General features: G+C 71.9%; 23 protein-coding genes and 1 riboswitch. Of the genes, 18 read left to right on the top strand and 5 right to left on the bottom strand.

What is annotated here, in order from left to right; translation table 11 throughout:
* Positions 1-68: 68 nt before the first annotated feature.
* The 3 genes from glyA to gcvT all read right to left on the bottom strand — a co-directional run bounded on the left by glyA (position 69) and on the right by gcvT (position 2,929).
* Entirely contained in the window at positions 69-1,325 is a 1,257-nt protein-coding gene (glyA, locus tag ACODT5_RS46115) for a serine hydroxymethyltransferase (RefSeq protein ID WP_250746311.1), read from the bottom strand.
* A gap of 14 nt (positions 1,326-1,339) precedes the next feature.
* Positions 1,340-1,720, bottom strand: a complete 381-nt coding sequence (gcvH, locus tag ACODT5_RS46120) for a glycine cleavage system protein GcvH (RefSeq protein ID WP_266904237.1) — start codon at positions 1,718-1,720, stop codon at positions 1,340-1,342.
* Positions 1,721-1,813: 93 nt separating this feature from the next.
* Complete coding sequence (gene gcvT, locus ACODT5_RS46125; protein ID WP_422524836.1) at positions 1,814-2,929, bottom strand: glycine cleavage system aminomethyltransferase GcvT; 1,116 nt, start codon at positions 2,927-2,929, stop codon at positions 1,814-1,816.
* Positions 2,930-3,113: 184 nt separating this feature from the next.
* Positions 3,114-3,217, bottom strand: a riboswitch (glycine riboswitch).
* 202 nt (positions 3,218-3,419) lie between these two features.
* Between gcvT and ACODT5_RS46130 the strand changes: the two genes are divergently transcribed.
* From ACODT5_RS46130 to ACODT5_RS46180, 11 genes are all read left to right on the top strand, one after another.
* Positions 3,420-4,130, top strand: a complete 711-nt coding sequence (locus ACODT5_RS46130) for an AAA family ATPase (protein WP_422524837.1) — start codon at positions 3,420-3,422, stop codon at positions 4,128-4,130.
* A gap of 190 nt (positions 4,131-4,320) precedes the next feature.
* Positions 4,321-5,031 carry an enhanced serine sensitivity protein SseB gene (locus ACODT5_RS46135; protein WP_422524838.1) on the top strand — a complete coding sequence of 237 codons (711 nt, stop codon included), beginning with the start codon at positions 4,321-4,323 and terminating at the stop codon, positions 5,029-5,031.
* Positions 5,032-5,098: 67 nt separating this feature from the next.
* Positions 5,099-5,839 (top strand): enhanced serine sensitivity protein SseB C-terminal domain-containing protein, encoded by a 741-nt coding sequence (locus ACODT5_RS46140; RefSeq protein ID WP_385381741.1) that lies wholly within the window; start codon positions 5,099-5,101, stop codon positions 5,837-5,839.
* Positions 5,840-6,276: 437 nt separating this feature from the next.
* Positions 6,277-7,272 carry an ABC transporter permease gene (locus ACODT5_RS46145; protein ID WP_422524839.1) on the top strand — a complete coding sequence of 332 codons (996 nt, stop codon included), beginning with the start codon at positions 6,277-6,279 and terminating at the stop codon, positions 7,270-7,272.
* A 103-nt stretch (positions 7,273-7,375) separates the two neighbouring features.
* Positions 7,376-9,154, top strand: a complete 1,779-nt coding sequence (locus tag ACODT5_RS46150; protein ID WP_422524840.1) for an ABC transporter substrate-binding protein — start codon at positions 7,376-7,378, stop codon at positions 9,152-9,154.
* A gap of 126 nt (positions 9,155-9,280) precedes the next feature.
* On the top strand, positions 9,281-10,279 hold the full coding sequence (locus tag ACODT5_RS46155; RefSeq protein ID WP_422524841.1) for an ABC transporter permease: 999 nt from the start codon (positions 9,281-9,283) through the stop codon (positions 10,277-10,279).
* Positions 10,276-11,397 carry an ABC transporter ATP-binding protein gene (locus tag ACODT5_RS46160; RefSeq protein WP_422524842.1) on the top strand — a complete coding sequence of 374 codons (1,122 nt, stop codon included), beginning with the start codon at positions 10,276-10,278 and terminating at the stop codon, positions 11,395-11,397. The genes ACODT5_RS46155 and ACODT5_RS46160 overlap by 4 nt, the downstream gene beginning before the upstream one ends.
* A gap of 5 nt (positions 11,398-11,402) precedes the next feature.
* Positions 11,403-12,506 (top strand): ABC transporter ATP-binding protein, encoded by a 1,104-nt coding sequence (locus tag ACODT5_RS46165; protein ID WP_422524843.1) that lies wholly within the window; start codon positions 11,403-11,405, stop codon positions 12,504-12,506.
* Positions 12,507-12,845: 339 nt separating this feature from the next.
* Positions 12,846-13,454 carry a trimeric intracellular cation channel family protein gene (locus ACODT5_RS46170; RefSeq protein WP_422525260.1) on the top strand — a complete coding sequence of 203 codons (609 nt, stop codon included), beginning with the start codon at positions 12,846-12,848 and terminating at the stop codon, positions 13,452-13,454.
* Positions 13,455-13,529: 75 nt separating this feature from the next.
* Positions 13,530-14,393, top strand: coding sequence for a thioesterase family protein (locus tag ACODT5_RS46175; protein WP_422524844.1), 864 nt, complete (start codon positions 13,530-13,532; stop codon positions 14,391-14,393).
* 524 nt (positions 14,394-14,917) lie between these two features.
* Positions 14,918-16,081, top strand: a complete 1,164-nt coding sequence (locus tag ACODT5_RS46180; RefSeq protein ID WP_422524845.1) for a cysteine desulfurase family protein — start codon at positions 14,918-14,920, stop codon at positions 16,079-16,081.
* Positions 16,082-16,088: 7 nt separating this feature from the next.
* On the opposite strand, the gene ACODT5_RS46185 is transcribed toward ACODT5_RS46180, so the two are convergent.
* On the bottom strand, positions 16,089-16,775 hold the full coding sequence (locus ACODT5_RS46185; RefSeq protein ID WP_422524846.1) for an N-acetylmuramoyl-L-alanine amidase: 687 nt from the start codon (positions 16,773-16,775) through the stop codon (positions 16,089-16,091).
* A 70-nt stretch (positions 16,776-16,845) separates the two neighbouring features.
* On the opposite strand from ACODT5_RS46185, the gene mnmA reads away from it, so the two are divergent.
* A complete protein-coding gene (mnmA, locus tag ACODT5_RS46190; protein WP_422524847.1) occupies positions 16,846-17,991 on the top strand; it encodes a tRNA 2-thiouridine(34) synthase MnmA in 1,146 nt (381 codons plus the stop codon).
* A 13-nt stretch (positions 17,992-18,004) separates the two neighbouring features.
* Here the strand turns inward: mnmA and ACODT5_RS46195 are convergent, their stop codons facing one another.
* A complete protein-coding gene (locus tag ACODT5_RS46195; RefSeq protein ID WP_422524848.1) occupies positions 18,005-18,928 on the bottom strand; it encodes an NADP-dependent oxidoreductase in 924 nt (307 codons plus the stop codon).
* A 121-nt stretch (positions 18,929-19,049) separates the two neighbouring features.
* Between ACODT5_RS46195 and ACODT5_RS46200 the strand changes: the two genes are divergently transcribed.
* The 6 genes from ACODT5_RS46200 to ligA all read left to right on the top strand — a co-directional run bounded on the left by ACODT5_RS46200 (position 19,050) and on the right by ligA (position 25,861).
* Positions 19,050-20,051 carry a GlxA family transcriptional regulator gene (locus tag ACODT5_RS46200; RefSeq protein ID WP_422524849.1) on the top strand — a complete coding sequence of 334 codons (1,002 nt, stop codon included), beginning with the start codon at positions 19,050-19,052 and terminating at the stop codon, positions 20,049-20,051.
* Positions 20,052-20,110: 59 nt separating this feature from the next.
* The gene (locus tag ACODT5_RS46205) at positions 20,111-20,455 is read left to right on the top strand and encodes a DUF1330 domain-containing protein (protein ID WP_422524850.1); all 345 of its coding nucleotides are present in this window, start codon (positions 20,111-20,113) and stop codon (positions 20,453-20,455) included.
* Positions 20,456-20,730: 275 nt separating this feature from the next.
* Positions 20,731-21,543: a hypothetical protein gene (locus ACODT5_RS46210; RefSeq protein ID WP_422524851.1), complete on the top strand. Its 813-nt coding sequence runs from the start codon at positions 20,731-20,733 to the stop codon at positions 21,541-21,543.
* A 394-nt stretch (positions 21,544-21,937) separates the two neighbouring features.
* The gene (locus tag ACODT5_RS46215) at positions 21,938-22,627 is read left to right on the top strand and encodes an SDR family oxidoreductase (protein WP_422524852.1); all 690 of its coding nucleotides are present in this window, start codon (positions 21,938-21,940) and stop codon (positions 22,625-22,627) included.
* A complete protein-coding gene (locus tag ACODT5_RS46220) occupies positions 22,624-23,619 on the top strand; it encodes a methionine synthase (RefSeq protein ID WP_422524853.1) in 996 nt (331 codons plus the stop codon). The genes ACODT5_RS46215 and ACODT5_RS46220 overlap by 4 nt, the downstream gene beginning before the upstream one ends.
* Positions 23,620-23,650: 31 nt before the next feature.
* Positions 23,651-25,861 carry an NAD-dependent DNA ligase LigA gene (ligA, locus tag ACODT5_RS46225; protein WP_422524854.1) on the top strand — a complete coding sequence of 737 codons (2,211 nt, stop codon included), beginning with the start codon at positions 23,651-23,653 and terminating at the stop codon, positions 25,859-25,861.
* Positions 25,862-26,119: the final 258 nt, after the last annotated feature.

Below are 26,119 nucleotides of genomic sequence, written 5' to 3' on the forward strand. Positions count from 1 at the left end.
CTGGGGCTTTGGTCATGAAAGGGGCCCGGCCCTGTGCACAACAAGGCCGGGCCCTCTCAGGCCGGCGCCTAGAGCGTCGGGTACAGCGGGAACTTCGCGGCGAGCGCCGAGACGCGCGCCTTCAGGTCCTCCGCGTCGTAGGCGGGCTTCAGCGCCTGCGCGATGATCTCGGCGACCTCGGTGAAGGCCTCGGCGTCGAAACCGCGGGTGGCCAGCGCCGGCGTACCGATCCGCAGACCCGAGGTGACCATCGGCGGCCGCGGGTCGTTCGGGATGGCGTTGCGGTTGACCGTGATGCCGACCTCGTGGAGGCGGTCCTCGGCCTGCTGACCGTCCAGCTCGGAGTTGCGCAGGTCGACCAGGACCAGGTGCACGTCGGTGCCGCCGGTGAGGACGTCCACGCCCACGGCCTTGACGTCGTCCTGGACCAGGCGGGCGGCGAGGATCTTCGCACCCTCCAGGGTGCGCTCCTGGCGCTCCTTGAACTCGGGCGAGGCCGCCACGAGGAAGGAGACCGCCTTGGCCGCGATCACGTGCTCCAGCGGGCCGCCCTGCTGACCCGGGAAGACCGCGGAGTTGATCTTCTTGGCCAGCTCCTGCGTCGACAGGATGACACCGCCGCGCGGACCGCCGAGGGTCTTGTGCGTGGTGGTGGTCACGACGTGGGCGTGCGGCACCGGGTTCGGGTGCAGACCCGCGGCGACCAGGCCGGCGAAGTGCGCCATGTCGACCATCAGGTACGCGCCGACCTCGTCCGCGATGCGGCGGAAGGCGGCGAAGTCCAGCTGGCGCGGGTAGGCGGACCAGCCCGCGACGATCAGCTGCGGCTTGGACTCCTTGGCGAGGCGCTCGACCTCGGCCATGTCGACCTCGCCGGTCTCGTCGACGTGGTACGGGACCACGTTGTAGAGCTTGCCGGAGAAGTTGATCTTCATGCCGTGGGTCAGGTGACCGCCGTGGGCCAGGTTCAGGCCCATGATCGTGTCGCCCGGCTTGATCAGCGCGAACATCGCGGCCGCGTTGGCCTGCGCGCCCGAGTGGGGCTGTACGTTCGCGGCCTCGGCGCCGAAGAGCGCCTTGATGCGGTCGATCGCGATCTGCTCGACCACGTCGACGTGCTCACAGCCGCCGTAGTAGCGGCGGCCGGGGTAGCCCTCGGCGTACTTGTTGGTCAGGACCGAGCCCTGGGCCTCCATGACGGCGACCGGAGCGAAGTTCTCCGACGCGATCATTTCCAGGGTGGACTGCTGGCGCACGAGTTCGGCGTCGACGGCGGCGGCGACGTCCGGGTCGAGCTCGTGGAGGGGAGTGTTCAGTACAGACATCAGGGTTCCCTGGGTCAGTTGCCGGAGGTGAGCTTGGCGTACTCGTCGACGGAGAGCAGGTCGGCCGGCTCCTCCGTGACGCGCACCTTGAAGAGCCAGCCACCCTCGAACGGGGCCGAGTTCACCAGGGCCGGGTCGTCGATGACGTCCTGGTTGGACTCGACGATCTCGCCGGTGACGGGGGAGTACAGGTCGCTGACCGACTTGGTCGACTCCAGCTCGCCGCAGGTCTCGCCCGCGGTCACCGTGTCGCCCACCTCGGGAAGCTGGGCGTAGACGACATCACCGAGCGCGTTGGCCGCGAACTCCGTGATGCCGACCGTCGAGACGCCGTCCTCGGCGACCGACAGCCACTCGTGCTCCTTGCTGTAACGCAGCTGCTGGGGGTTGCTCATGACCTGATTCTCCTGGATGCGGGGGAGTGGATACGAACGGAGGTCCTGCGGACGGCGCAGGGGCGCCGTAGTGCGGTGACGTGCGGTACGGGGTTACTTCTGCCGCTTGTAGAACGGCAGGGCCACGACCTCGTACGCCTCATGCGTACCGCGAATGTCCACGCCGACGCCGGAGGTGCCGGGCGCGGCGTGCGCCGCGTCGACATAGGCCATCGCGATCGGCTTGCCCAGCGTCGGGGACGGGGCGCCCGAGGTGACCTCGCCGACGACCTGGCCGTCGAAGGTCACGGAGAAGCCGGCGCGCGGAACGCGGCGGCCCTCGGCGATCAGGCCGACCAGCTTGCGCGGCGCCTTGGAGGCGGCGCGCTCGGCGGCGGCCTCCAGGGCGGCGCGGCCGACGAAGTCGCCCTCCTTCTCGAACTTCACGACCCGGCCCAGCCCCGCGTCGAACGGGGTGAGGGAGGTGGTCAGCTCGTGCCCGTACAGCGGCATGCCCGCTTCCAGGCGCAGGGTGTCGCGGCAGGACAGGCCGGCCGGGACCAGGCCGACGCCCTCGCCCGCCTTGGTCAGCGCCTGCCACAGCTCCACGGCGTGCTCGGGCGAGACGAACAGCTCGAAGCCGTCCTCGCCGGTGTAGCCGGTACGGGCGATCAGCGCGGGCACCCCGGCGACCGTGCCGGGCAGGCCGGCGTAGTACTTCAGCCTGTCCAGGTCGGCGTCGGTGAGCGAGGCGAGGATGCCGGGGGACTCCGGACCCTGCACCGCGAGCAGCGCGTACGCGTCGCGGTCGTCGCGGACCTCGGCGTCGAAGCCGGCGGCGCGCTCGGTGATCGCGTCCAGGACGACCTGGGCGTTGGAGGCGTTGGCGACGACCATGTACTCGGTCTCGCCCAGGCGGTAGACGATCAGGTCGTCGAGGATGCCGCCGTCTTCCTGGCAGATGTGCGTGTAGCGGGCGCGGCCGACGCCGACGGTGGAGATGTTGCCGACCAGCGCGTAGTCCAGGACCTTGACGGCCTCGGGGCCGGTCAGGGTGATCTCGCCCATGTGGGAGAGGTCGAAGAGGCCGGCCGTGGTGCGGACGGCGTTGTGCTCGTCGCGCTCGCTGCCGTACCGCAGGGGCATGTCCCAGCCCGCGAAATCGGTCATGGTCGCACCGAGGAGACGGTGCAGCGCATCGAGGGCGGTCAGGCGGGGGGCAGTGCTCATGGGTGTGGCTCCCGGGTCCCAGGGCATGACATGACGAGGAGGAGTTCCTCCCCATCTGTCATCGGAACCTGAGAGGTTCGCCGAGAGTTCCCCGCTTCCAGGGGAAGGTCATCGACTTGCACCTTGGGTGGAGCCGTCGCCGGCGCCCTGACGGGCGGTGGCGCGGCTCGCTTTTCAGATCTGCCTCATCCACGCGGTACGGGGCCTGAGAGATTCAAGGGAGGTACTTGCTCCTTCGGCGCCCGGGCACCGCCTTGCGGCGTGCCGGGACTCTCCCGCGCGGATTCAAGCGGCCGGTATGCAGTTAGGTGTCCAGATGGCGCACATCATTGCACGGCGTGCGGCTGAATGGGGGAGGGGGTCCGCAAGCCGAGCGGTCCCGGAGCGGACCGGGAGCAGAACCGGAGCGGAACCGGAGGCACCGGATTGCCGTCTCTTTACACTCAGAGGGACCGGGTCCAGGCGACCCGTCGCGGGGGAGGCGAGCACTGTGCGGAGATTCGGAGTACTGGCGGCGACGAGCAGCACCGGCACCGTCGAGGGAGCGGTGGCCGGGGTGCCGTCGGTGCCGTCGCAGCGCGGTCTCGTACGGGATCCCGCGGCCGGCGGGACGACGGGCGGGACGGCGGGCGAGCCCGGAGCGGTACGGGACCTGCGCGGCGCCGAGGGCCCGCGGCGGCTCCGCTTCGCCGAGGGGGACGTCGTGGTGGTCTCCGGACTGCCCGGAGGCGGCAAGACCACCCTGATCAAGCGGGCCGCGGAGGGCGGCGGGATCGACTCCCAGGACGCCCGCGAGCGCTGGGAGCGCCGGATGCCGGCCGCCCTGCCCTACGCGGTGTACCGGCCGGCGGTCCGGATCGCGCACTACTGGGGCCTGTGGCGGGTGCTCCGCTCCGGGGCCCCGGCCGTCGTCCACGACTGCGGCACGCAGAGCTGGGTACGGGCGCTGCTGGCTTCCGCGGCCCGGCGGCGCGGCCGCGCGCTGCACATGGTGCTGCTGGACACCACTGCGCAGGAGGCCCGGGCCGGGCAGGCGGCGCGGGGCCGGGGCGTGTCGGCGTACGCCTTCGCCCGGCACCGGGGCGCGGTGGCCCGGCTGCTGCGCGAGGCCGAGGCGGGCCACCCGCCGGCCGGCTGCGCGTCGGTGACCCTGCTGGACCGCCCGGCGGCGTCCCGGCTGACGTCGATCGGCTTCCACTAGCGGCGGCTTCGGCCGGCTCGGGCGGCGGCCGGCGCGAGGGGGTGCCGGCTCGAGCGGCCCCGGCGGGGGCGGATCGGGCACGGGCGGATGCGGCGCGCGGGTGGTTCCGTCACGGGCGGCCCCCGGCCGGGGTGTCGCAGGCGCCCGTTAATCTCTGGGCGAGACCAAGGGCAAGCGAGCGGAGACGTACATGTGGCCGGGTAACGAGCTGGAGCAGGTGCTCGGGGCGGCGCTCGGACAGGAGGGCGCCGGGGGGCGCATCCTCGAGGTCCTCGGGCGCAGCCACCTGTGGATCCCGCTGCCCGGCGGGGTGAACAGCCTGAGCCTGCCCACCATGGAGATCGACGGCGCCGCGTACGTGCCCGTCTACAGCTCCGAGGAGCAGTTCCGCGCCTGCGCCGGACCCGCCATGGACTTCGCCGTCGCCCCCGCCGTGGACTTCGCCCGCGGCCTGCCCCCGCAGCTCGGCCTCGCGGTGAACCCCGAGGGCTCCGTCGGCGTGCCCCTGCCCCCGCCCGCCGTCGCGGAGCTCTGCCGCACCGGCGGCGGCCCGCTCGACGGCCCCGCCACCGGCGGCCGGGTCCGGCTCTTCGAGCCCGACTGGCAGGAGGACCCGGTCGAGTTCCTGACCGCCGCCGCGGAGGAGTTCCGGGCCACCGGAGTCGTCGCCTCCGCGCACCGCTGCCTCGCCAGCGTGGAGGGCGGCTCGCCGGAGCTCTACATCGGAGTCCATCTGGTGGGATGGGAGCCCGGCATGCGAAACGCCCCGATGGAGGCGCTGGGCCGCGCCCTGACCCGCGTACCACCGGCCTGGCCGGTGCAGTTGATCCTGCTCGACGCCGCCGAAGACCCGGTCGTGGACTTCATCACCACGCGCGTACGCCCCTTCTACCTGCCGTAGTGACGCTTAAGCTGGTGGCCGACACGCGTGGACGACGGGCGGACGAACAGACGAAGAGGGGTACCGGGTGAGTGCGTCAGGCACGGCCGCGGTCGGGCAGGTCGAGCACATGCTGCGCCAGGTGACTCCCGGGCGCTACGAGAGCTACGAGTCCCTCCTGCACGCCCTGGCCGAGGGACGGCTGTGGATGCTCCTCTGGCAGGGGCAGCCCGGCTCCCCGGAGGCCCAGTACGGCGGCATGGAGGTCGAGGGCCTCGGGTACGCGCCCTGCGTGACCTCCCCGCAGGAGCTGGCCGCCAGCGGCTGGAACCGCGGGTACGAGGTGGTCACCGGCCGGGACATCGCCCGCGCCCTCTACCCCGACCGCTGGGGGCTGTGGCTCAATCCGCACGCCCAGGGCGGCGGCGTCGGCATTCCCTGGGCCGACCTGCGCCGGATCGCCACCGGGCTGGACCGGATGCCGGCCGGCCCGCTGCGGCTGTCCGAGCCCGCCATCGAGCTGCCGCAGTTCTACGGGCTGCTCACGCAGCACGCGCACCGCACGCCCGCCGTCCGCTCGCTGCGCCGCGCCTGGGTGCAGCCCGCGCTGGGGTCCCCGTACCTCGCCGTCGGGCTCGACCTGTACGACGCCTCCGCGCACGCGCTGGAGTCCGTACGGGAGATGATGCGCCAGTCGGTCGGAGCGGTCCCCGAGGGGGTGCCCGTGTGCACGGTCGCGCTCGCGGACGAACACGATCCGGTGGCGATGTGGCTGCGCGCGCGGACCCGTCCCTTCTACGACCGCGAGGGACAGGCGCCCGCCTACTGAGACGTCCCGCTCGTTGAGACATTGGGGCCAAGACGCCCGAGGCCGCACGGAACAGTCGTTCCGTGCGGCCTTTGCGTTGTCCTGATTTCGACGTTGATGTACGCCCAATAGGCATGCTCGTAGGCCGAGTTGGGCGCCATGTCCGATTTCCTGCCGAACGGGATGTCTTGCTCCGCTGAGACGACAGTGAAGTCCGGATAACGGGAACTCGACCCTCAGATCACGGTTGCGCATCCATTCACCTGCGGGTCTGGCGGCTGATCGAGCGCCCGATGAAGACTCCCCACCCAAGAGCGGGTCAGTCCTCCAAGGACTGTCCCGCCGCAGGAAATTCGCGCACCAGCTACCTCGCACTCCGAGCGCCACTCCGCACCAACGCCGCCACAGCGGCGGGCATGGGCCGGCCCACCCGTCGGCCGAGAGGGGTCCCCACCACGATGACGGCACCACTGCACGACATGAGCGCGGAGACACCCGCACCCGTGTCCGTAGCCGACGTCCCCGCCAAGGCCATCGAAGGCCGTTCTCCCGGCCGCATCGCCTGGATGCGGCTCAAGCGCGACAAGGTCGCGCTGGCCGGCGGTTTCGTCGTGCTCCTGCTGATCCTCGTCGCGCTCTTCGCGCCGCTGATCGTCAGCGCGTTCGGCCACCCCCCGGAGGAACTGCACGAAGACCTGCTGGACCCGCTGCTGGGCCTGCCGGCAGGCGACTACGGCGGCATGAGCAGCGACTTCCTGCTGGGCATCGAGCCGGTCAACGGCCGCGACGTGTTCAGCCGCATCGTCTACGGCGCGCGCATCTCGCTGCTGGTCGCCTTCCTGTCCGCCTTCGTGGCGGTCTCGCTGGGCACCTTCTTCGGCATCGTCGCCGGCTACTTCGGCGGCTGGGTCGACGCGGCCATCAGCCGGGTCATGGACCTGCTGCTCGCCTTCCCGCAGCTGCTCTTCATCATCGCGCTGGTCTCGGTCGTCCCGGCCAAGCTCTGGGGCTTCGAGGGATCGGGCCTGCGGATCGCCGTACTGGTCCTGGTGATCGGCTTCTTCGGCTGGCCCTACATCGGCCGCATCGTCCGCGGACAGACCCTGTCGCTGCGCGAGCGGGAGTACGTCGAAGCGGCGCGGAGCCTGGGCGCGGGCCGGATGTACATCCTCTTCCGCGAGCTGCTCCCGAACCTGGTCGCACCGATCACCGTCTACGCGACGCTGATGATCCCCACCAACGTGCTGACCGAGGCCGCGCTCAGCTTCCTGGGTGTCGGCGTCAAGCCGCCCACACCGTCCTGGGGCGAGACCCTCTCGACGGCCGTGCGGACCTATGAGGACGACCCGCTCTTCATGATCTTCCCCGGCATGGCGATCTTCATCACCGTGCTGGCCTTCAACCTCTTCGGCGACGGCGTCCGCGACGCACTCGACCCGAAGGGCTCCCGCTAGCCGTCCCCGCAGGTCATCCCGCAGGGCACCCCGTAGGTCAGAACCGCAGGGCACACCGGAACCCGGCTTCGTACCGGAATCACAACGGAGGGTTGCGAGCATCGTGACTACCCATCGCATGTCCAAGCGCAGGCTCGTCGCCGGCACGGCCGTCGTGCTCGCGACGATGCTGTCCGCGACCGCCTGTGGCGGCGACGACGGCAAGACCAAGGACGAGAAGCCGGCAGCGGCGGGCGGCTTCAACGCCGCCATCGGCAAGGTCGCCAACGCGTCCACCAAGCCGGGCGGCGAGCTGAAGTTCGTCGGCACGCAGGAAGCCGACTCGTGGGACCCGCAGCGCGGTTACTACGGCTTCATGTGGGACTTCTCCCGCTACTACACCCGCCAGCTCGTCAGCTTCAAGGCGGAGCCGGGCAGCAAGAGCACCGAGCTCGTCCCCGACCTGGCCACCGCGAACGCGGAGATCAGCGACGGCGGCAAGACCTACAAGTACACCCTCAAGGACAACGTGACCTGGGAGGACGGCACCCCCGTCACCGCCCAGGACATCAAGTACGGCATCGAGCGCACCTGGGCCCAGGACGTCATCTCCGGCGGCCCGGTCTACCTGATGCAGGTCCTCGACCCGAAGTCCGAGTACCCGGGTCCGTACAAGGACACCGCCCCGGACAAGCTCGGCCTCAAGGCGATCGAGACCCCGGACGCGAAGACCATCATCTTCAAGCTGCCGCAGCCCAACGGCGACTTCGAGCAGATGCTGGCCATGCCGGCCGCCAGCCCGGTCAAGCAGGAGAAGGACACCGCGGCCAAGTACGGCCTCAAGCCCTTCTCCAACGGCCCGTACAAGATCGACTCGTACGAGCCCAACAAGAGCATGAAGCTCTCGCGCAACACCAACTGGAAGCCCGAGTCGGACACCATCCGCAAGGCGCTCCCGGACTCCATCTCCGTCACGTTCATGGCGAACGCGGACGACATGGACAAGCGCCTGATGAACGGCGAGTTCGACCTGGACATCAACGCGACCGGCATCGGCCAGGCGGCCCGCGCCACCGCGCTGAAGGACCACAAGGACAACCTGGACAACGGCCAGACCGGCTTCATCCGGTACGCCGTGATGCCGCAGACCGTCGCGCCGTTCGACAACATCGAGTGCCGCAAGGCCGTCATCTACGCGGCCGACAAGAAGTCCCTGCAGACCGCCCGCGGCGGCCCGCAGGCCGGTGGCGACATCGCCCCCAACATGCTCCCGCTGGGCATCAAGGGCGCCGACGGCAAGTACGACCCGTACGAGGTCCTGAAGAACGACGGCAAGCCGAACGTCGACAAGGCCAAGGCCGCTCTGAAGGCCTGTGGCAAGGAGACCGGCTTCAAGACCACCATCGCGGTCCGCAACAACAAGCCGGTCGAGGTCGCCACGGCCGTCTCCCTGCAGAACGCCCTGAAGCAGGTCGGCATCGAGGCCGAGATCGACCAGTTCGACGGCGCCCAGACCTCCGGCATCATCGGTTCGCCGAAGGTCGTCAAGGAGAAGGGCTACGGCATCATCATCATGGGCTGGGGCGCCGACTTCCCGACCGGTCAGGGCTTCTCCCAGCCGCTGGTCGACGGCCGCTTCATCCTGCAGAGCGGTAACAACAACTTCTCCGAGCTGAACGACCCGGCCATCAACGGCCTGTTCGACCAGGCCATCGCGGAGACCGACCCGGCCAAGGCCGGCGACATCTACAAGCAGATGAACCAGAAGGTCTCCGAGGCCGCGGTCTACCTGCCCTTCGTCTACGACAAGACGATCTCGTGGCGCAGCAGCCGCCTGAAGAACGTCTACACGTCCGACGCGTACAACGGCCGGTACGACTACGCCTCGCTCGGCGTCCAGTAAACAAACCGTCCGATTCAGTTCCAGTGCCACACCCGCTAGGCACGAAGGGCAGGTGATGGCCGCGGTGGCGGCTTGGGGGCGCTCTCCAGAAGAGGGCGCCCCCGGGCCGCAGCCAGGCCGAGCGCAGTGCTTGCATATCTCATCCGGCGGATCTTCGCCGTCATCGTCATGCTGTTGGTCATCTCGTTGGTGACCTTCGGAATCTTCTTCCTCTTCCCGAAGCTGGTCGGGACGGACCCTGCCCTGTACTTCGTCGGCAAGCAGTCCGACCCCGCCGCCATCGAGGGCATCCGGCAGAAGATGGGTCTCGATGACCCGATCCTCGTCCAGTTCGGCAAGTTCGTCGTCGGGCTGGTGGCGGGTCGCACGTACGCCAACGGCAACGACGTCACGCACTGCGCCGCGCCCTGCTTCGGCTACTCCTTCAAGAGCGAGCAGGAGGTCTGGCCGCTGCTGACCGACTGGCTGCCCGTCACCCTCTCGCTCGCCGCCGGCGCCGTCGTGCTCTGGGTGATCGGCGGTGTCGCCGCCGGCGTCATCTCCGCCCTCAAGCGCGGTACGGTGCTGGACCGTTCGGCGATGGGCCTCGCCCTCGCCGGCGTCTCCCTCCCGATCTACTTCACCGGCATGCTCGCCATCGCCTTCTTCTCCGACCAGCTCGGCTGGTTCGGGCGGCCGGAGAAGACCTTCGCCGAGGACCCGGGCACCTGGTTCAACGGCATGGTCCTGCCGTGGGTCTCGCTCGCCTTCCTCTACGCGGCGATGTACGCACGGCTCACCCGCGCGACCATGCTCGAAGTGCTCAACGAGGACTACATCCGCACCGCGCGCGCCAAGGGGCTGACGGAACCCGTCGTCATCGGCAAGCACGCGATGCGCTCGACCATGACGCCGATCCTGACCGTCCTGGGTCTCGACCTGGGCGCGCTGATGGGCGGCGCCGTCCTCACCGAGTACACCTTCTCGCTGCACGGCCTCGGCTACAGCGCCGTCCGCGCCATCAGCGAGCACGATCTGCCGGTCATTCTCGGCATCACCCTGATCTCCGCCTTCTTCGTCGTCGCGGCCAACCTCGTCGTCGACCTCTTGTACGCGGTGATCGACCCCCGAGTGAGGCTGTCATGACCGATTCGACGACGCCCGCCGTGACGGGCGCACTGAACGAGCCCGTCGCCACCGGCGCGCCCGGTACCGCGTTCCTCGACGTACGCGACCTCAAGGTGCACTTCCCCACGGAAGACGGCCTGGTCAAGTCCGTGGACGGACTCTCCTTCACGCTGGAGAAGGGCAAGACCCTCGGCATCGTCGGCGAGTCCGGCTCCGGCAAGTCGGTGACCTCGCTGGGCATCATGGGCCTGCACCGGGTCGGCCAGTACGGCCGCCAGCGGGCCCGGATCTCCGGAGAGATCTGGCTCGACGGCAAGGAACTGCTGTCCAGCCCCGAGGACGAGGTCCGCAAGCTGCGCGGCCGGGAGATCGCGATGATCTTCCAGGACCCGCTGTCGGCGATGCACCCCTACTTCACCGTGGGCAAGCAGATCGCCGAGGCCTACCGGGTCCACAACAAGGCCGACAAGAAGGCCGCCCGCAAGCGGGCCGTCGACCTCCTGGACCGCGTGGGCATCCCCGAGCCGCACAAGCGGGTCGACAGCTACCCGCACGAGTTCTCCGGCGGCATGCGCCAGCGCGCGATGATCGCGATGGCGCTGGTCAACAACCCCGAACTGCTTATCGCGGACGAGCCCACCACCGCCCTCGACGTCACCGTCCAGGCGCAGATCCTCGACCTGATCCGGGACCTGCAGAAGGAGTTCGGCTCCGCGGTCATCATGATCACGCACGACCTCGGCGTGGTCGCCGAGATGGCCGACGACCTCCTCGTGATGTACGGCGGCCGGTGCGTGGAGCGGGGCAGCGCGGAGAAGGTGTTCTACGAACCCCGGCACCCGTACACCTGGGGCCTGCTCGGATCGATGCCGCGCATCGACCGGGAGCAGACCGAGCGACTCATCCCGGTCAAGGGCTCGCCGCCCAGCCTGATCAACATCCCGAGCGGCTGCGCCTTCAACCCCCGGTGCCCGTACGCCGACCTGCCCAAGGACGACGTCACGCGGACCGTACGGCCCGAGCTGGCCCTGGTCGACCGCTCCGCCGAGGGCGCCGGCCGGCACTGGGCCGCCTGTCACCTCTCCCCGGAGCAGCGGGACCGGATCTGGACCGAAGAGATTGCGCCGAAGCTGTGACCGACATGAGCAAGAGCGAGAAGGCGGCGACGGTTGTCGTCCCGGCCCAGGCGGTGGCCTCCCCGGAGCCGCTGCTCCGGGTGACCGGACTGGTCAAGCACTTCCCCATCTCCAAGGGGCTGCTGCGCCGCCAGGTCGGGGCCGTGAAGGCCGTAGACGGCATCGACTTCGAGGTCTACCCCGGTGAGACCCTCGGCATCGTCGGCGAGTCCGGCTGCGGCAAGTCGACCATGGGCCGGCTGATCACCCGGCTGCTCGAACCGACCGGCGGAAAGGTCGAGTTCGAGGGCAAGGACATCACGCACCTGAGCGTGTCCGGCATGCGCCCGATGCGCCGCGACGTGCAGATGATCTTCCAGGACCCCTACGGTTCGCTGAACCCGCGGCACACGGTGGGCACCATCGTCAGCGCCCCGTTCAAGCTCCAGGGCGTCGAGCCGGAGGGCGGCCTCAAGGCCGAGGTGCAGCGCCTCCTCTCCCTGGTGGGCCTCAACCCGGAGCACTACAACCGCTACCCGCACGAGTTCTCCGGCGGCCAGCGCCAGCGCATCGGCATCGCCCGCGCACTGGCCCTGAAGCCGAAGCTGGTCGTGGCCGACGAGCCGGTCTCCGCCCTGGACGTCTCCATCCAGGCCCAGGTGGTCAACCTGCTGGACGACCTCCAGGAGGAGCTCGGCCTCACGTACGTGATCATCGCGCACGACCTGTCGGTCATCCGGCACGTCTCGGACCGGATCGCGGTCATGTACCTCGGCAAGATCGTCGAGCTCGCGGACAACAAGTCCCTGTACACGGCGCCCATGCACCCGTACACCACGGCCCTGATGTCGGCCGTCCCGGTGCCGGACCCGCGCCGGCGCGGAGTCAAGAGCGGCCGCATCCTGCTCAAGGGCGACGTGCCCTCGCCGATCTCGCCGCCGAGCGGCTGCCGCTTCCACACCCGGTGCTGGAAGGCGACCCAGATCTGCGCCACGCAGGAGCCCCCGCTCATCGCGCTGAAGACCGGCCACCAGGTGGCCTGCCACCACCCGGAGAACGCCCCCGACCAGGCCCCGGGCGACCCGGCCCTGCCGGGCGCGGCGGACGCCGTGACCGGCCCGACGGTCTGACGGCCCCCCGGCGGAGCCACGCGGCTCCGCCGGGGCCCGCCCACGGCGCCCTGGCGCGCATGCGGCCCGTGTCGGCCGGCTGTTCGCGGCGCCGCCGGGCGAAATCAGCCCCGCCGGCGTTTGAGGCGCGGGGGTTCGGGGGCGGAGCCCCTGACGGCGCCGCCGCACCCGGCCGCGGTCCGCAGCCCCGCGGGGTGTCGTCCCGCCCCGGCAGGGACGCGCCGCCCCTCGGAGCCGGGGCCGCGCCCCACCTGTTCCGGCCCGCCGCCGGGCGACCGGCAGAATGAAGCCGTGATCCACGATCTCTTCCCGCCCGGAGTCCAGCACACCCTGGACCTCATGGGCATCTTCGTCTTCGCCACGGCCGGCGCCCTGCTCGCCGTACGCAAGAACTTCGACGTCTTCGGCATCGTCGTCCTCGCGCTCGTCACCGCTCTCGGCGGCGGCCTGTTCCGCGACATCGTCATCGGCGCCACGCCCGCCGCGGCCTTCAGCGACCTCGGGTTCTTCGTCACGCCGCTGGTCGCCGCCGCGCTCGTCTTCTTCCTGCACCCCGAGGTCCAGCGCATCAACCGCGCCATCAACGTCTTCGACGCGGCCGGCCTCGGGCTGTTCTGCGTGACGGGCACGACCAAGGCGTACGAGTACGGCCTGGGCCTCACCGCGTCCGCCGCGCTCGGCCTCGCGACCGCCGTCGGCGGGGGCGTGCTGCGCGACGTCCTCGTCAACGAGGTGCCCTCGCTGCTGCGCGACCGCGAGATGTACGCCGTGCCGGCCGTCATCGGCGCCTCGATGGTGGCGCTCTTCATCAGCTTCGAGCACCTGAACGCCATCACGACGGGCCTGGCGATCGTCACCACCTTCGTGCTGCGGCTGCTGGCCATCCGCTACCACTGGCGGGCGCCCCTCGCGTGGAACCGCCGCTCCTCGGTGGCGGAGGAGCCGTAGGCCGTTCTGTTCGCGTAGCGGCCGCCACACCAAGGAAAGCTACCGCTTAGTAGGGGTCGGGTGTACGGTCGTTCCATGTCACACGCAGCTGCCAAGGCGTCCATCGGCGACAGCGAGTTCGACCGCGACACCACCGTCACCGCCCGCGCGGGCGAGCCCGGGGTGTACGACGCGGACCTCTCCGCCGGGTGGACGATCATCACCGCCGTCAACGGCGGCTACCTCCTGGCCCTCGTCGGCCGCGCCCTGGCGTCGGCCCTGCCGCACCCGGACCCCTTCACGGTCTCCGCGCACTACCTGACCTCGTCGGTTCCCGGCCCCGCCGTGATCCGCACCGAGGTCGTACGGGTCGGCCGCACGCTCTCCACCGGACAGGCCTCCCTGTTCCAGTTCGACGAGAGCGGCGCCGAGATCGAGCGGATCCGCGTCCTGGCCTCCTACGGGGACCTCGCGGCGCTCCCGGACTCCGTCCACACCACGGCCCTCCCGCCCGTCATCCCCGCCTACGGGGACTGCCTCGGCCCCGAGGCCGGCCCGGCCCCGATCCCCGGCAGCTCGGCGATCGTGGACCGGCTCCGGCTGCGCCTGGACCCGGCGACCGCCGGCTGGGCCGTCGGGCAGCCCTCGGGCAGGGGCGAGATGCGCGCCTGGTTCGAGCTCGCGGACGGCCGCGACGCGGACCCCTTCTCCCTGCTCCTCGCGGTGGACGCGCTCCCGCCGACCTCCTTCGACCTCGGTCTGCTCGGCTGGACCCCCACGGTGGAACTCACCACCCACGTCCGCCACCGGCCCGCGCCCGGTCCGCTCCGGGTGTCGATCACCACGCGGAACCTGGCGGGCGGCTTCCTGGAGGAGGACGCGGAGGTCTGGGACTCGGCGGACCGGCTGGTGGCCCAGTCCCGCCAACTGGCGCGTGCCCCGCGCTCCTCTGGTTCTTGACGCGCCGCTCGCGCGGTGCGGCCCTGGCGGGCCTTACCGGCTTCGCGCCGCTGCGCCGGACTCCGTCCGGCGGTGGCCGGGCGGGGTGCTCGCCACCGCCGTCCCGGGGTGGGGTCCGGTGGGCGGGTGCGGGTGGGTTGGCCCTGCGGGGCTGGGTCCCCTACCCGCCCTTCGCCCGTTCCCCGGGCTCCGCCCGGACCCGGTCCGCTGCGGCAAACCCAGCCTCGCCGGCGTTTGAGGCGCGGGGCCTCGGGCGCAGCCCGGGGCCTGACGGGTCAGGGCGGAGCCTTGGGAACGGTGGAAGGGCGGGTAGGGGACTTCGCCCGCGCAGCGGCGCACCGGCGGGCCCAGCCCCGCGCACGGTGCCCCCGGGGCGGGCCCCAGGCGCGGTGCCCCCGGCACGGGATGAGCGGGCCGGGCCCGGTCCGAACGGCGGGCCGCCGCGAGGCCGGGGGCTCCGTCAGCGGGCCGTAAGGCACCGGCGGGGGATCGGGAGCGCGGGGGACTCGTAGAATCGGGGGATCATGGCCTACCTCGACCACGCCGCCACCACCCCGATGCTGCCGGAGGCCGCTGCGGCGATGACCGCGCAGTTCGGCGTCACGGGCAACGCGTCCTCCCTGCACGCCGCCGGCCGCCGCGCCCGCCGCACCGTCGAGGAGGCCCGCGAGGCCCTCGCCGACGCGCTCGGGGCCCGTCCGAGCGAGGTGGTCTTCACCGCGGGCGGCACGGAGGCCGACAACCTCGCCGTCAAGGGGCTCTACTGGGCCCGCCGCGACGCCGACCCCGCCCGGACCCGCGTCCTCGCCAGCCCCGTGGAGCACCACGCCGTCCTCGACGCCGTGCACTGGCTCGCCGAGCACGAAGGGGCGCAGGTCGAGTACCTGCCCGTGGACCGCTACGGGCGCGTGCACCCCGACGCCTTCCGCGAGGCGATCGAGCGGGGCCCCGAGGACGTCGCCCTCGCCACCGTCATGTGGGCCAACAACGAGATCGGCACGGTCATGCCGATCGCCGAACTGGCCGCCGTCGCACGCGAGTCCGGCGTCCCGCTGCACTCCGACGCGGTTCAGGCCTTCGGCCAGCTCGACGTCCGCTTCGGCGACAGCGGACTCGCCGCCATGACCGTGAGCGGCCACAAGGTCGGCGGACCGTACGGGATCGGCGCGCTGCTGCTCGGCCGCGACCAGACCCCCGTACCCGTCCTGCACGGCGGGGGCCAGGAGCGGCACGTCCGCTCCGGCACCCTCGACGTCCCGGCCATCGCCGCCTTCGCGGTGGCCGCCGTCCTCGCCGCCGAGCGGCGCGAACGGTTCGCCACCGAGATCGGCGCCCTGCGCGACCGGCTCGTCGCCGCCGTGCTCCGCGAGGTCCCCGACGCGGTCCTGGGCGGAGACCCGGACGGCCGGCTCCCCGCCAACGCCCACTTCAGCTTCCCCGGCTGCGAGGGTGACTCCCTGCTGCTCCTGCTCGACGCCCAGGGCATCGAGTGCTCCACCGGCTCCGCCTGCACGGCCGGCGTGGCCCAGCCCAGCCACGTGCTGCTGGCCACCGGCACCGACCCGCGCCTGGCCCGGGGCACCCTGCGCTTCTCCCTCGGCCACACCTCCACGCAGGCCGACGTGGACGCGGTCGCCGCCGCCATCGGCCCGGCCGTGGCCCGCGCCCGCACGGCGGGGCTCAGCTAGGCCCGTCCTAGGCCGCCTTGGCCGCCGCCGCGCCGGCCTCGTTGACCATGCGGAGGTAGCGGTCCCAGTCCCAGTGGCGGCCGGGGTCCGTGTGGTCGGCTCCGGGCACCTCGGAGTGGCCGAGGAAGTGTGTGCGGTCGGCGGGTATCCCGTACCGCTTGCAGACGTCGGCGGCGAGCCGCGCCGAAGCCCCGTACATCGCGTCCGTGAAGTCCTTAGGCCGGTCCACGAACCCCACGTGCTCGATGCCGATGCTGCGCTCGTTCATGGAGCGGTTGCCCGAGTGGAAGGCGACGTCGAGCTCGCGCACCATCTGCTCGATGTGGCCGTCCTGGCCGACGATGTAGTGCGCCGACGCCCGGTGGAACGGATTCCTGAAGGCGTCCACCGAGGACTTGAAGCCGCCCTGCGTGACATGCACCACGATCCGGTCCACCCGGTAGTCCGCGGGCCGGTCCGCCAGCCGCCAGTTCGCCGGAGAGGCCGCCGTCCAGGAAGCCCCCGCGTGGTCCAGCTCGCCTTCCTTCCGCGGCTTGGACACCCCGGGCACCAGCCACCAGGCCCGCCCGATCTCGTCGCGCCCGGCGATGGCCGCGGCCGTCACGACTCCGAGCCCGCCGAACAGCACCGCCCTGCGCGTCCGCCCGGGCCGCGCCTTGTTGCCCGTACCGCCCTTGTCGCTCTTGCTCCCCATGGTGATCCACCCCCTGTCACCGAGAACGCGCTGTGACCCCGCTCGGTTCCCCCGTACCCTGGACGGTGCTATGACTGAGAACCTGCCGAGCAGCCCCCGCCCCCTCCGCGTCCTGGCCGCCATGTCCGGCGGAGTGGACTCCGCCGTCGCCGCGGCCCGCGCCGTCGAAGCCGGGCACGACGTGACCGGCGTCCACCTCGCCCTCTCCGCGAACCCGCAGTCCTTCCGGACCGGAGCCCGCGGCTGCTGCACGATCGAGGACTCCCGCGACGCCCGCCGCGCCGCCGACGTCATCGGCATCCCGTTCTACGTCTGGGACCTCGCCGAGCGCTTCCGCGAGGACGTCGTCGAGGACTTCATCGCGGAGTACGAGGCCGGGCGCACCCCGAACCCCTGCCTGCGCTGCAACGAGAAGATCAAGTTCGCCGCGCTGCTCGACAAGGCCCTCGCCCTCGGCTTCGACGCCGTCTGCACCGGCCACTACGCCACCGTCGTCCTGAACCAGGACGGCACGCGCGAGCTGCACCGCGCCTCCGACATGGCCAAGGACCAGTCCTACGTCCTCGGCGTGCTCGACGAGAAGCAGCTCGCCCACGCCCTCTTCCCGCTCGGCGACACCCTCACCACCAAGGAAGAGATCCGCGCCGAGGCCGAGGAGCGGGGGCTGGCCGTCGCGAAGAAGCCCGACAGCCACGACATCTGCTTCATCGCCGACGGCGACACCCAGGGCTTCCTCGCCGGCCGCCTCGGCAAGGCCGAGGGCGACATCGTCGACGAGGCCACCGGCGAGAAGGTCGGCACCCACGAGGGCGCCTTCGGGTTCACCATCGGCCAGCGCAAGGGCCTGCGGATCGGCCACCCGGCCCCCGACGGCAAGCCGCGCTACGTCCTCGACATCTCCCCGGTGAACAACACCGTCACCGTCGGCCCCGTCGAGGCCCTCGACGTCACCGCCCTCACCGCGATCCGCCCCCGCTGGTGCGGCTCCACGGCGGCGGCCCCGGGCACGTACACCGCGCAGTTGCGCGCCCACGGCGGCGAGACCGAGGTCTTCGCCGAGCTGGTGGAGGGCGAACTGCGCGTCCGCTTCACCGAGCCCGTCCGGGGCGTGGCCCCCGGCCAGGCGATCGTGCTCTACGACGGCACCCGCGTGGTCGGCTCCGCCACGATCTCCGCGACCACCCGGGCCACGACGTCCGCGTCCGCCACGGCCTAGGCCCACCGTCCGGTCAGACCACCGTCAGGACGATCTTGCCGGTGGTGCGGCCCTGCTCGCCGATCTCGTGGGCCTTCGCGGCCTGCGACAGGGGCAGGACGGTGTCGATGACCGGCCGGAGCTTCCCCTCCGTCACAAGCGCGGCGATGGCCTTCAGGCCCGCCGGGTCCGGCTCGACGAGGGTCCAGCCGGTGCGGAAGCCCTCGGCGTCGGCCGGTACGTCGTCCGGGCCGTTCAGGGTGATCAGGTGCCCGCCCGGGCGCAGCACCTTCAGGGAGCGCGCCCCGTAGTCGCCGCCGATGGCGTCGATCACGACGTCCACGTCCGAGACCACGTCCTCGAAGGCGGTGGTCCGGTAGTCGACCAGCTCGTCGGCCCCGAGCGAGCGGAGCGCCTCGTGCTTGGCGGCGCTGGCGGTGCCGATCACGTACGCGCCGAGCGCCTTGGCGATCTGGACGGCGAAGTGCCCCACGCCGCCCGCCGCCGCGTGCACCAGGACCCGCTGCCCCGGCCGCACGCCGGCGGTGTCGGTCAGTGCCTGCCAGGCGGTGAGCGCGGCCAGCGGGAGCGCCGCCGCCTGCACGTGGTCGATCGCGGCGGGCTTGCGGACGAAGTGCCGGGCTGTGGCCGTGACGTACTCGGCGTAGCCGCCCGCCTGGACTGGGAAGCGGGGCATGCCGAAGACCTCGTCGCCGGGCTGGAACATCGTCACGCCGAGGCCGACGGCCTCGACCGTGCCGGACACGTCCCAGCCGACAGCCGGGACCGGCCCCCAAGGGATGAGGGCGCCAGAGGCCCGGGTCTTCCAGTCGACGGGGTTCACCCCGGCCGCGTGGACCCGTACCAGGATCTCGCCCATGCCCGGCTCCGGCCGGTCCAGCTCGGTCTCGGTCAGTACCTCGGGTCCGCCCCACTGGCTGACGACGATGGCGCGCATGTGTTTCTCCTCGGGTGTGTCACCTGTGTCAGGTGTGTCCGGTGCTGCTGCCGGACCAGCTTCGGCTGCGGAGCGAAGCCGCAGTGTTGGCCGTACGGCCACCCTGTGACAGGATCTGGCCATGCACCGGATCGCCGTACTCGCCCTCGAAGGCGTCCCCCCGTTCGAGCTCGGGATGCCGTCCCGGGTGTTCGGCAACGCCGTCGACGACTCCGGGAAGCCGCTCTACGAGGTGACCGTCTGCACCGTCGACGGGCAGCCCGTGAGCAGCGACGCGGGCTTCACGGTCGGGGTCTCGGCGGGACCCGAGGCCCTCGCGGCCGCCGATACGGTGATCATCCCGCCGACCAACGTCATGATGGCGCTGGAACAGGGCGTACCCCTGCCCCGGCCGCTCGCCGACGCCCTCGCCGCGATCCGCCCCGGCACCCGGCTGGTGTCGATCTGCACGGGCACCTACGTGCTCGCCGCAGCCGGCCTGCTCGACGGCCGGCCCGCCACCACGCACTGGATCAAGGCGCCCGCCTTCCAGCGGGCCTTCCCGCGCGTCAAGCTCGACGAGGACGTGCTCTTCGTCGACGACGGGGACATCCTGACCTCCGCCGGGGTCGCCGCCGGCGTGGACCTCTGCCTCTACATGATCCGCCTGGACCACGGCACGGCCGTCGCCAACCGCGCCGCGCGGCTGTGCGTCGTACCGCCGTGGCGGGACGGCGGCCAGGCCCAGTACATCGACCGGCCCGTCCCCGAGCCCACCGTCGCCACCACCACCGCCACCCGGGCCTGGGCCCTGGAACGCCTCGGGGAGCCGATCACCCTGACCGAGCTGGCCGCCCACGCCCGGATGAGCCTGCGCACCTTCACCCGCCGCTTCCGCGACGAGGTCGGCATGACCCCGGTGCAGTGGCTCACCGGCCAACGCCTGGAAGTGGCCCGCCACTTGCTGGAGTCCAGCGACCTCCCCGTCGACCTGGTCGCCCACCACTCCGGCTTCGGCTCCGCGAACTCGCTGCGCCAGCACATGCGTTCCGCACTCGGCATCTCCCCGATCGCCTACCGGCGCACCTTCGGGCCGCACGGCGCCATGACCCCGGAGGTAATCGCCACGGGCGCCGCCGGGTGACAGGCTCTGTCCAACGGCCCGGAACACCGCACACCGGGCTCCTCGGCAGGGAGACGGACATGACCGCGTACGCCATAGCCCACCTGCGCCCCGAGACCATGAACGAGGAGATCCTGGACTACATGGTCACGATCCAGTCGACCCTCGACCCCTACGAGGGCCGCTTCCTCGTCCACGGGGCGCAGGTCGAGGTCGTGGAGGGCCCCTTCCCCGGCACGGTCGTCGTGATCGGCTTCCCGGACATCGAGGGCGCCCGCGCCTGGTACGCCTCCGCCGCCTATCAGGCGATCCTCCCGCAGCGCACCCGCCACATCGCGGGCGAGGTGATCCTGGTCGAGGGCGTGGCCCCGGACTACGACCCGTCCACCACCGCGGACCGCCTCCGCGAAGCCGCCGGGCTCTGACCGTGGGCAACCGGGCCGTCTTCGTGATCGCCGGCCCCGCCGGGCCGACCCGCCACCACTCGTCCTTCGGCGCGATCGGCCTGGACCTAGGCCGTCTCTTTCGGATCTTGCCGGGCCCGCGCCGCCCGGCACCGCACCTCGCCGCACTGCCGGGGCACCCGAGTACGTCCAGTACGCGGGAGCCCCGGCAGCACGGCGAGGCACGGCACCGGACGACGCGGGCCTGACCGGCAAGATCCGAAAGAGACGGCCTAGACCTGCTGGCCGGCCCGGACGTGGCCCTGCCCTTCCTGCGCGACCACGCACCCCAGGACGGCTGGTACGACGACGACGCGGTCGAGGCGGGCGTCCTCGCCGACCCGTCCCGGCGGCTCCTGCTGCTCTTCGCTTGGGAGGGGCCCGCCGCCTCCTCGCGCACCCGGGCCGCCACCCTGGAGCTGCTGCGGTGCGCGTGGCCCGGCTGGGAGGTGCGGTGGCTCCACGACGGCCAGGCCGGCCTGCGCGCCCACCTGGGCCTCGGCCCCCGCGGGGACTCCCGCGCCGTGTACCCCGGCCCGGCGCTGGAGGTGGACGACGAGGAGCTGTCCGACCCGGACCCGCTCGTGGCGGTGGTCACCATCGGCCCAGGGCCCGGCCGCGGCCACCTCCTCGCGGACATCGGCGATCACCCCGTCGAGGAGGGGCCCGCCCTGCTCGAACGGCTCCGGGACGCCCCGGACCACGGGAGCCACCGGTCGTGGGCCGATGCCGGGATCCACGTCGACCCGGAGCGGTGGCGGGTCGGCTGGTGGCTCAACACGGCCCGGGACCGGGCCCGTACGGTCGGCGACCGCTGGCCCGGCTGGACCGTGGAGTTCTGGGAGGACCGCTGGTCCGAGCACCGCGCGGCCTGCGGCGGGCGCTTCGACCCGCCCGCGCCGGACCGCGCGGCCGCGCTCGCCGAGGTACGGGACCTAGGGGGTGTCTTGCCGATCAGGCCGGGCTCGCGGTGTCTGGTGCCGCGCCTCGCCGCGTTGTCGTCACTCGCCGACGCTCCGCGTCGACTCCCTCCTCCGCCTTCGAGCACGGCACCAGACACCGCTCCCTGATCCGGCCCGATCGACAAGACACCCCCTAGCGCTCGAGCGGTGGGCCGGGCCGCGCCGCGACGCGCGGGCCGCGCTGGTCGCCCGGCTCCCGCAGGTGCCCGTCGGCCGGGGCTTCGCCCCCGCCGTCCGGGTCGCCCCGGCAGCCGCCGCCCGCACCGCGATCGAGAGGGCGTACCGCGAGGCCGCCGGTCCGTGACGGGGGCGCGGATCCGGGGGACCGGCGCCGGCCGCCGCACCCGGTTGCCGTGCCCCGGATTTCCGGGCCCTGGTCCGCCAGGCGCCGGTCCGCCGTGCCCCGGTCCGCCGGGCACCGGTTGCGGTAGCCGTGCCCCGCTCAGCGCGGTATCCGGACGGCTGGACCGGGGGCCCCGGCCCGGATGCGAGCATGGGCGCTATGGCTACTCACCTCATCACCGGCGCCGGCTCGGGCATCGGTGCCGCCGTCGCGGCACGGCTGCACGCCCGCGGCGACGACCTCGTCCTCCTCGCCCGCGACGCCGCCCGCGCCCGGCAGCTCACCGACCGGTACCCCGGATCGAGCGCGCTCGTCGGAGACCTCGCCGACCCCGACCGGCTCTCGTGGGCCTTCTCCAAGCAGGCGATCCCGGAGCGGATCGACTCGCTCCTGCACATCGCCGGCATCGTGGACCTCGGCCCGGTCGGGGAGCTGCGCCCCAAGACCTGGCACCAGCAGCTCAACGTCAACCTCATCGCCCCCGCCGAGGTCACCCGGCTCCTGCTGCCGACCCTGCGCGCCTCCCACGCCACCATCGTCTTCGTGAACTCCGGCGCCGGGCTCGCCGCCCACGCCGACTGGAGCGCGTACGCCGCCTCCAAGCACGGGCTGAAGGCGCTGGCCGACTCGCTCCGGGCGGAGGAGAAGGAGAACGGCATCCGCGTCACCTCCGTCTACCCCGGCCGCACCGCCACCCCCATGCAGATGAAGGTCCGCTCCCAGGAGGGCGAGTCCTACGACGCCGCCGACTGGATCGACGCCGAGTCCGTCGCGACCACCATCGTGATGGCCGTCGACCTGCCCCGCGACGCCGTGGTCAGCGACCTCACCGTCAGGCCCGGCCGATGAGCACGAGCCGCACCGGCGGAGCCACCGGGGTCGGCTCGTTCCCCGGCGGCGACGCCCGCGAGGCCGCCAAGACCGTCACCGGCTCCTTCGAGGAGTTCCCGTACCTCGCCGAACTGCCCGCCCGCGGCCCCGGCTCGGACATGATCGGCCGTTCCCTCGGACTGCTCGTGGACATGTACGCACACGTCGAGCCCAGCGGCTGGCGGATCAGCGACCGCCCCGGCCGCGACAGCAAGCGGGCCCGCTCCTGGCTCGGCGAGGACCTGGACGCCCTGGAGGAGTTCACCCAGGGGTACCAGGGCCGGCTCAAGGTCCAGGCCGTCGGGCCGTGGACGCTGGCCTCCGCCCTGGAGCTGCACGGCGGCGAGGCCGTCCTCCAGGACCCGGGCGCCTGCCGGGACCTGGCCGGATCGCTCGCGGAGGGCGTGCGCGAGCACCTGGCCGACGTGCGCAAGCGCATCCCCGGCGCCGAGATCGTCCTCCAGTACGACGAGCCCTCGCTCACCGCCGTCCTGCTCGGGCGGGTGCGCTCCGCCAGCGGCTACCGCACCTACCGCGCCGTCGACCGGCAGGTCGTCGAGGGCACGCTGCGCGAGCTGTTCGCCGTCCACGACGGAGAGGTGATCGTCCACTCCTGCGCCCCCGAGGTGCCCTTCGCACTGCTGCGACGCGCAGGGGTCTCGGGCGTGTCGTTCGATTTCTCGCTGCTCACCGAGCGCGAGGATGACGCCATCGGGGAAGCCGTCGAAGCCGGCATGAAACTCTTCGCCGGAGTGGTGCCCGGGACCGACGGCCCGTTGTCGGACCCGGGCGGTAGCGTCATGGGTGTCAGGAAGCTCTGGCGCAGGCTGGGGCTGACCCCGGGGACTCTGGCGGAGTCCGTCGTGGTCACCCCGACGTGCGGTCTGGCGGGCGCATCGCCCGCCTACGCACGGGCGGTTCAGGCGCATTGCGTCAGGGCGGCGAGGTCGCTCGCCGACAACCCTGAGTGATGGATCAAGACGGGTCACGGGAGGACACGGCATGGCAGCCGAACAGAAGCAGGGCAGCGAATCGGCCGTACCGGCGGAACTGCGCGAGCAGCACGCGCTGATCGCCGAGCAGGTCGAGGAGCACCGCTTCCGGTACTACGTGAACGACCAGCCGGTCGTCAGCGACGCCGAGTTCGACCAGCTGCTGCGCTCGCTGGAAGCGCTGGAGGAGCAGTACCCCGAGCTGCGCACGCCCGATTCGCCCACCCAGAAGGTGGCCGGGGCGTACGAGACGGACTTCGCCTCCGTGGAGCACCGCGAGCGCATGCTCTCCCTCGACAACGCCTTCGACGACGAGGAACTGGCGGCCTGGGCCGAGCGCGTGGCCCGGGACGCGGGCACCTCGGACTACCACTACCTGTGCGAGCTGAAAGTGGACGGCCTCGCCGTCAACCTCACCTACGAGAACGGCCGCCTGACCCGCGCCGCCACCCGCGGCGACGGCCGCACGGGCGAGGACATCACGCCCAACGTCCGCACCATCGCCGACATCCCCGACCGGCTGAAGGGCGACCGGATCCCCGCCCTGGTCGAGATCCGCGGCGAGGTCTACTTCCCGATGGAGAAGTTCGAGGAGCTCAACGCCCGGCTCGTCGAGGCCGAGGGCAAGCCCTTCGCCAACCCGCGCAACGCGGCGGCCGGTTCGCTGCGCCAGAAGGACCCGAAGGTCACCGCGAGCCGCCCGCTGCACATGGTCGTGCACGGCATCGGCGCCCGCGAGGGCTTCGAGATCGAGAACCAGTCGCAGGCGTACGAGCTGCTGCACGAGTGGGGTCTGCCCACCGCCCAGCACAACAAGGTGGTCTCCACGCTCGCCGAGGTCCGGAAGTTCATCGCGTACTTCGGCGAGAACCGCCACTCGGTGGAGCACGAGATCGACGGCGTCGTCGTCAAGCTCGACGAGATCGCCCTCCAGGGCCGGCTCGGCTCCACCGCGCGCGCCCCGCGCTGGGCCATCGCCTGGAAGTACGCCCCCGAAGAGGTCAACACCAAGCTGATCGACATCAAGGTCGGCGTGGGCCGCACCGGCCGCGTGACCCCGTACGCCCAGGTGGAGCCGGTGACGGTGGCGGGCTCCGAGGTCGAGTTCGCGACCCTGCACAACCAGGAGGTCGTCAAGGCCAAGGGCGTGCTCATCGGGGACACCGTCGTCCTGCGCAAGGCCGGCGACGTCATCCCCGAGATCCTCGGGCCGGTGGTCGACCTGCGCGACGGCAGTGAGCGGGAGTTCGTCATGCCCGCCGAGTGCCCCGAGTGCGGGACGAAGCTGCGGCCGATGAAGGAGGGCGACATCGACCTGCGCTGCCCCAACGCGCAGACGTGTCCCGCCCAGTTGCGCGAGCGGCTCTTCTACCTGGTCGGCCGCGCCTGCCTGGACATCAAGAACTTCGGCTACGTGGCCTCGGCCGCCCTCACCCAGCCGCTGGAGCCCTCGGTCCCCCCGATGGCGAACGAGGGCGACCTCTTCGGGCTCACCCTGGAGCAGCTGCTCCCCATCACGTCCTACGTCCGGGACCAGGACTCCGGCCAGCCCAAGATCGACCCGAAGACCGGCGAGCCGAAGATCGTCACCTTCTTCGCGAACAAGGAGGGCGAGGCCAAGTCCAACACCCTCGCCATGCTCGCCAACATCGAGGCGGCCAAGGCCCAGCCGCTGGCCCGCGTCATCAACGGCCTGTCGATCCGGCACGTCGGCCCGGTCGCGGCGGCGGCGCTGGCCCGCGCGTTCCGCTCCATCGAGCGGATCGAGCAGGCGACCGAAGAGGAACTGGCCGCCACCGACGGCGTCGGCGCGATCATCGCCACCTCGGTCAAGGAGTGGTTCGCCGAGGAATGGCACCAGGAGATCCTGCGCAAGTGGCGCGCGGCCGGCGTCCGGATGGAGGAGGAAGGTTCCGGCGAGGACGAGGGGCCGCGCCCGCTGGAGGGGCTGACCGTCGTCGTCACCGGAACTTTGCAGAGCCACACACGGGACGGCGCGAAGGAGGCCCTGCAGAGCCGGGGCGCCAAGGTGACCGGGTCCGTCTCGAAGAAGACCTCCTTCGTCGTGGTCGGCGACAACCCCGGCTCGAAGTACGACAAGGCCGTGCAGTTGAAGCTCTCGATCCTCGACGACGCGGGGTTCGCCGTCCTGCTGGAGGAGGGCCCGGACGCGGCGCGCGAGGCCGCGCTCCCGGTGGACGGCGACGCCGCGGCGGAGTAGCGAAGGCGAACGGATGCGTGGCGTGCGGCCGTACGAGCGGGCGCGCGCCGGGCGCGGCCGGCGGTGGCACCCGGTGGGGCGCGGCCGGTACCGGGCCCATGCGAGGCCGGTACAAGGCTGGTGGCGGGCCCGTGACCTGTCGGATCATCGGACGGGCGGCCGGGGAGTCCTGGTCCAAACTCACCCGTTCGGCGGATACCGTACTGATGAGGATGGCTGGGTCGTATTCGGGCAACCGCCGCCGACCGCTGCCCCTGG

The sequence above is a fragment of the Streptomyces tatrensis genome (assembly GCF_049310065.1).
Lineage (GTDB): Bacteria > Actinomycetota > Actinomycetes > Streptomycetales > Streptomycetaceae > Streptomyces.

Bases quoted from the DNA above. Each gene is read 5' to 3' on its own strand.
- glyA (WP_250746311.1), bottom strand. From the start codon at position 1,325: ATGTCTGTACTGAACACTCCCCTCCACGAGCTCGACCCGGACGTCGCC.
- gcvH (WP_266904237.1), bottom strand. From the start codon at position 1,720: ATGAGCAACCCCCAGCAGCTGCGTTACAGCAAGGAGCACGAGTGGCTG.
- gcvT (WP_422524836.1), bottom strand. From the start codon at position 2,929: ATGAGCACTGCCCCCCGCCTGACCGCCCTCGATGCGCTGCACCGTCTC.
- ACODT5_RS46135 (WP_422524838.1), top strand. From the start codon at position 4,321: ATGTGGCCGGGTAACGAGCTGGAGCAGGTGCTCGGGGCGGCGCTCGGA.
- ACODT5_RS46145 (WP_422524839.1), top strand. From the start codon at position 6,277: ATGACGGCACCACTGCACGACATGAGCGCGGAGACACCCGCACCCGTG.
- ACODT5_RS46160 (WP_422524842.1), top strand. From the start codon at position 10,276: ATGACCGATTCGACGACGCCCGCCGTGACGGGCGCACTGAACGAGCCC.
- ACODT5_RS46165 (WP_422524843.1), top strand. From the start codon at position 11,403: ATGAGCAAGAGCGAGAAGGCGGCGACGGTTGTCGTCCCGGCCCAGGCG.
- ACODT5_RS46170 (WP_422525260.1), top strand. From the start codon at position 12,846: ATGGGCATCTTCGTCTTCGCCACGGCCGGCGCCCTGCTCGCCGTACGC.
- ACODT5_RS46175 (WP_422524844.1), top strand. From the start codon at position 13,530: ATGTCACACGCAGCTGCCAAGGCGTCCATCGGCGACAGCGAGTTCGAC.
- ACODT5_RS46180 (WP_422524845.1), top strand. From the start codon at position 14,918: ATGGCCTACCTCGACCACGCCGCCACCACCCCGATGCTGCCGGAGGCC.
- ACODT5_RS46185 (WP_422524846.1), bottom strand. From the start codon at position 16,775: ATGGGGAGCAAGAGCGACAAGGGCGGTACGGGCAACAAGGCGCGGCCC.
- mnmA (WP_422524847.1), top strand. From the start codon at position 16,846: ATGACTGAGAACCTGCCGAGCAGCCCCCGCCCCCTCCGCGTCCTGGCC.
- ACODT5_RS46195 (WP_422524848.1), bottom strand. From the start codon at position 18,928: ATGCGCGCCATCGTCGTCAGCCAGTGGGGCGGACCCGAGGTACTGACC.
- ACODT5_RS46200 (WP_422524849.1), top strand. From the start codon at position 19,050: ATGCACCGGATCGCCGTACTCGCCCTCGAAGGCGTCCCCCCGTTCGAG.
- ACODT5_RS46205 (WP_422524850.1), top strand. From the start codon at position 20,111: ATGACCGCGTACGCCATAGCCCACCTGCGCCCCGAGACCATGAACGAG.
- ACODT5_RS46215 (WP_422524852.1), top strand. From the start codon at position 21,938: ATGGCTACTCACCTCATCACCGGCGCCGGCTCGGGCATCGGTGCCGCC.
- ACODT5_RS46220 (WP_422524853.1), top strand. From the start codon at position 22,624: ATGAGCACGAGCCGCACCGGCGGAGCCACCGGGGTCGGCTCGTTCCCC.
- ligA (WP_422524854.1), top strand. From the start codon at position 23,651: ATGGCAGCCGAACAGAAGCAGGGCAGCGAATCGGCCGTACCGGCGGAA.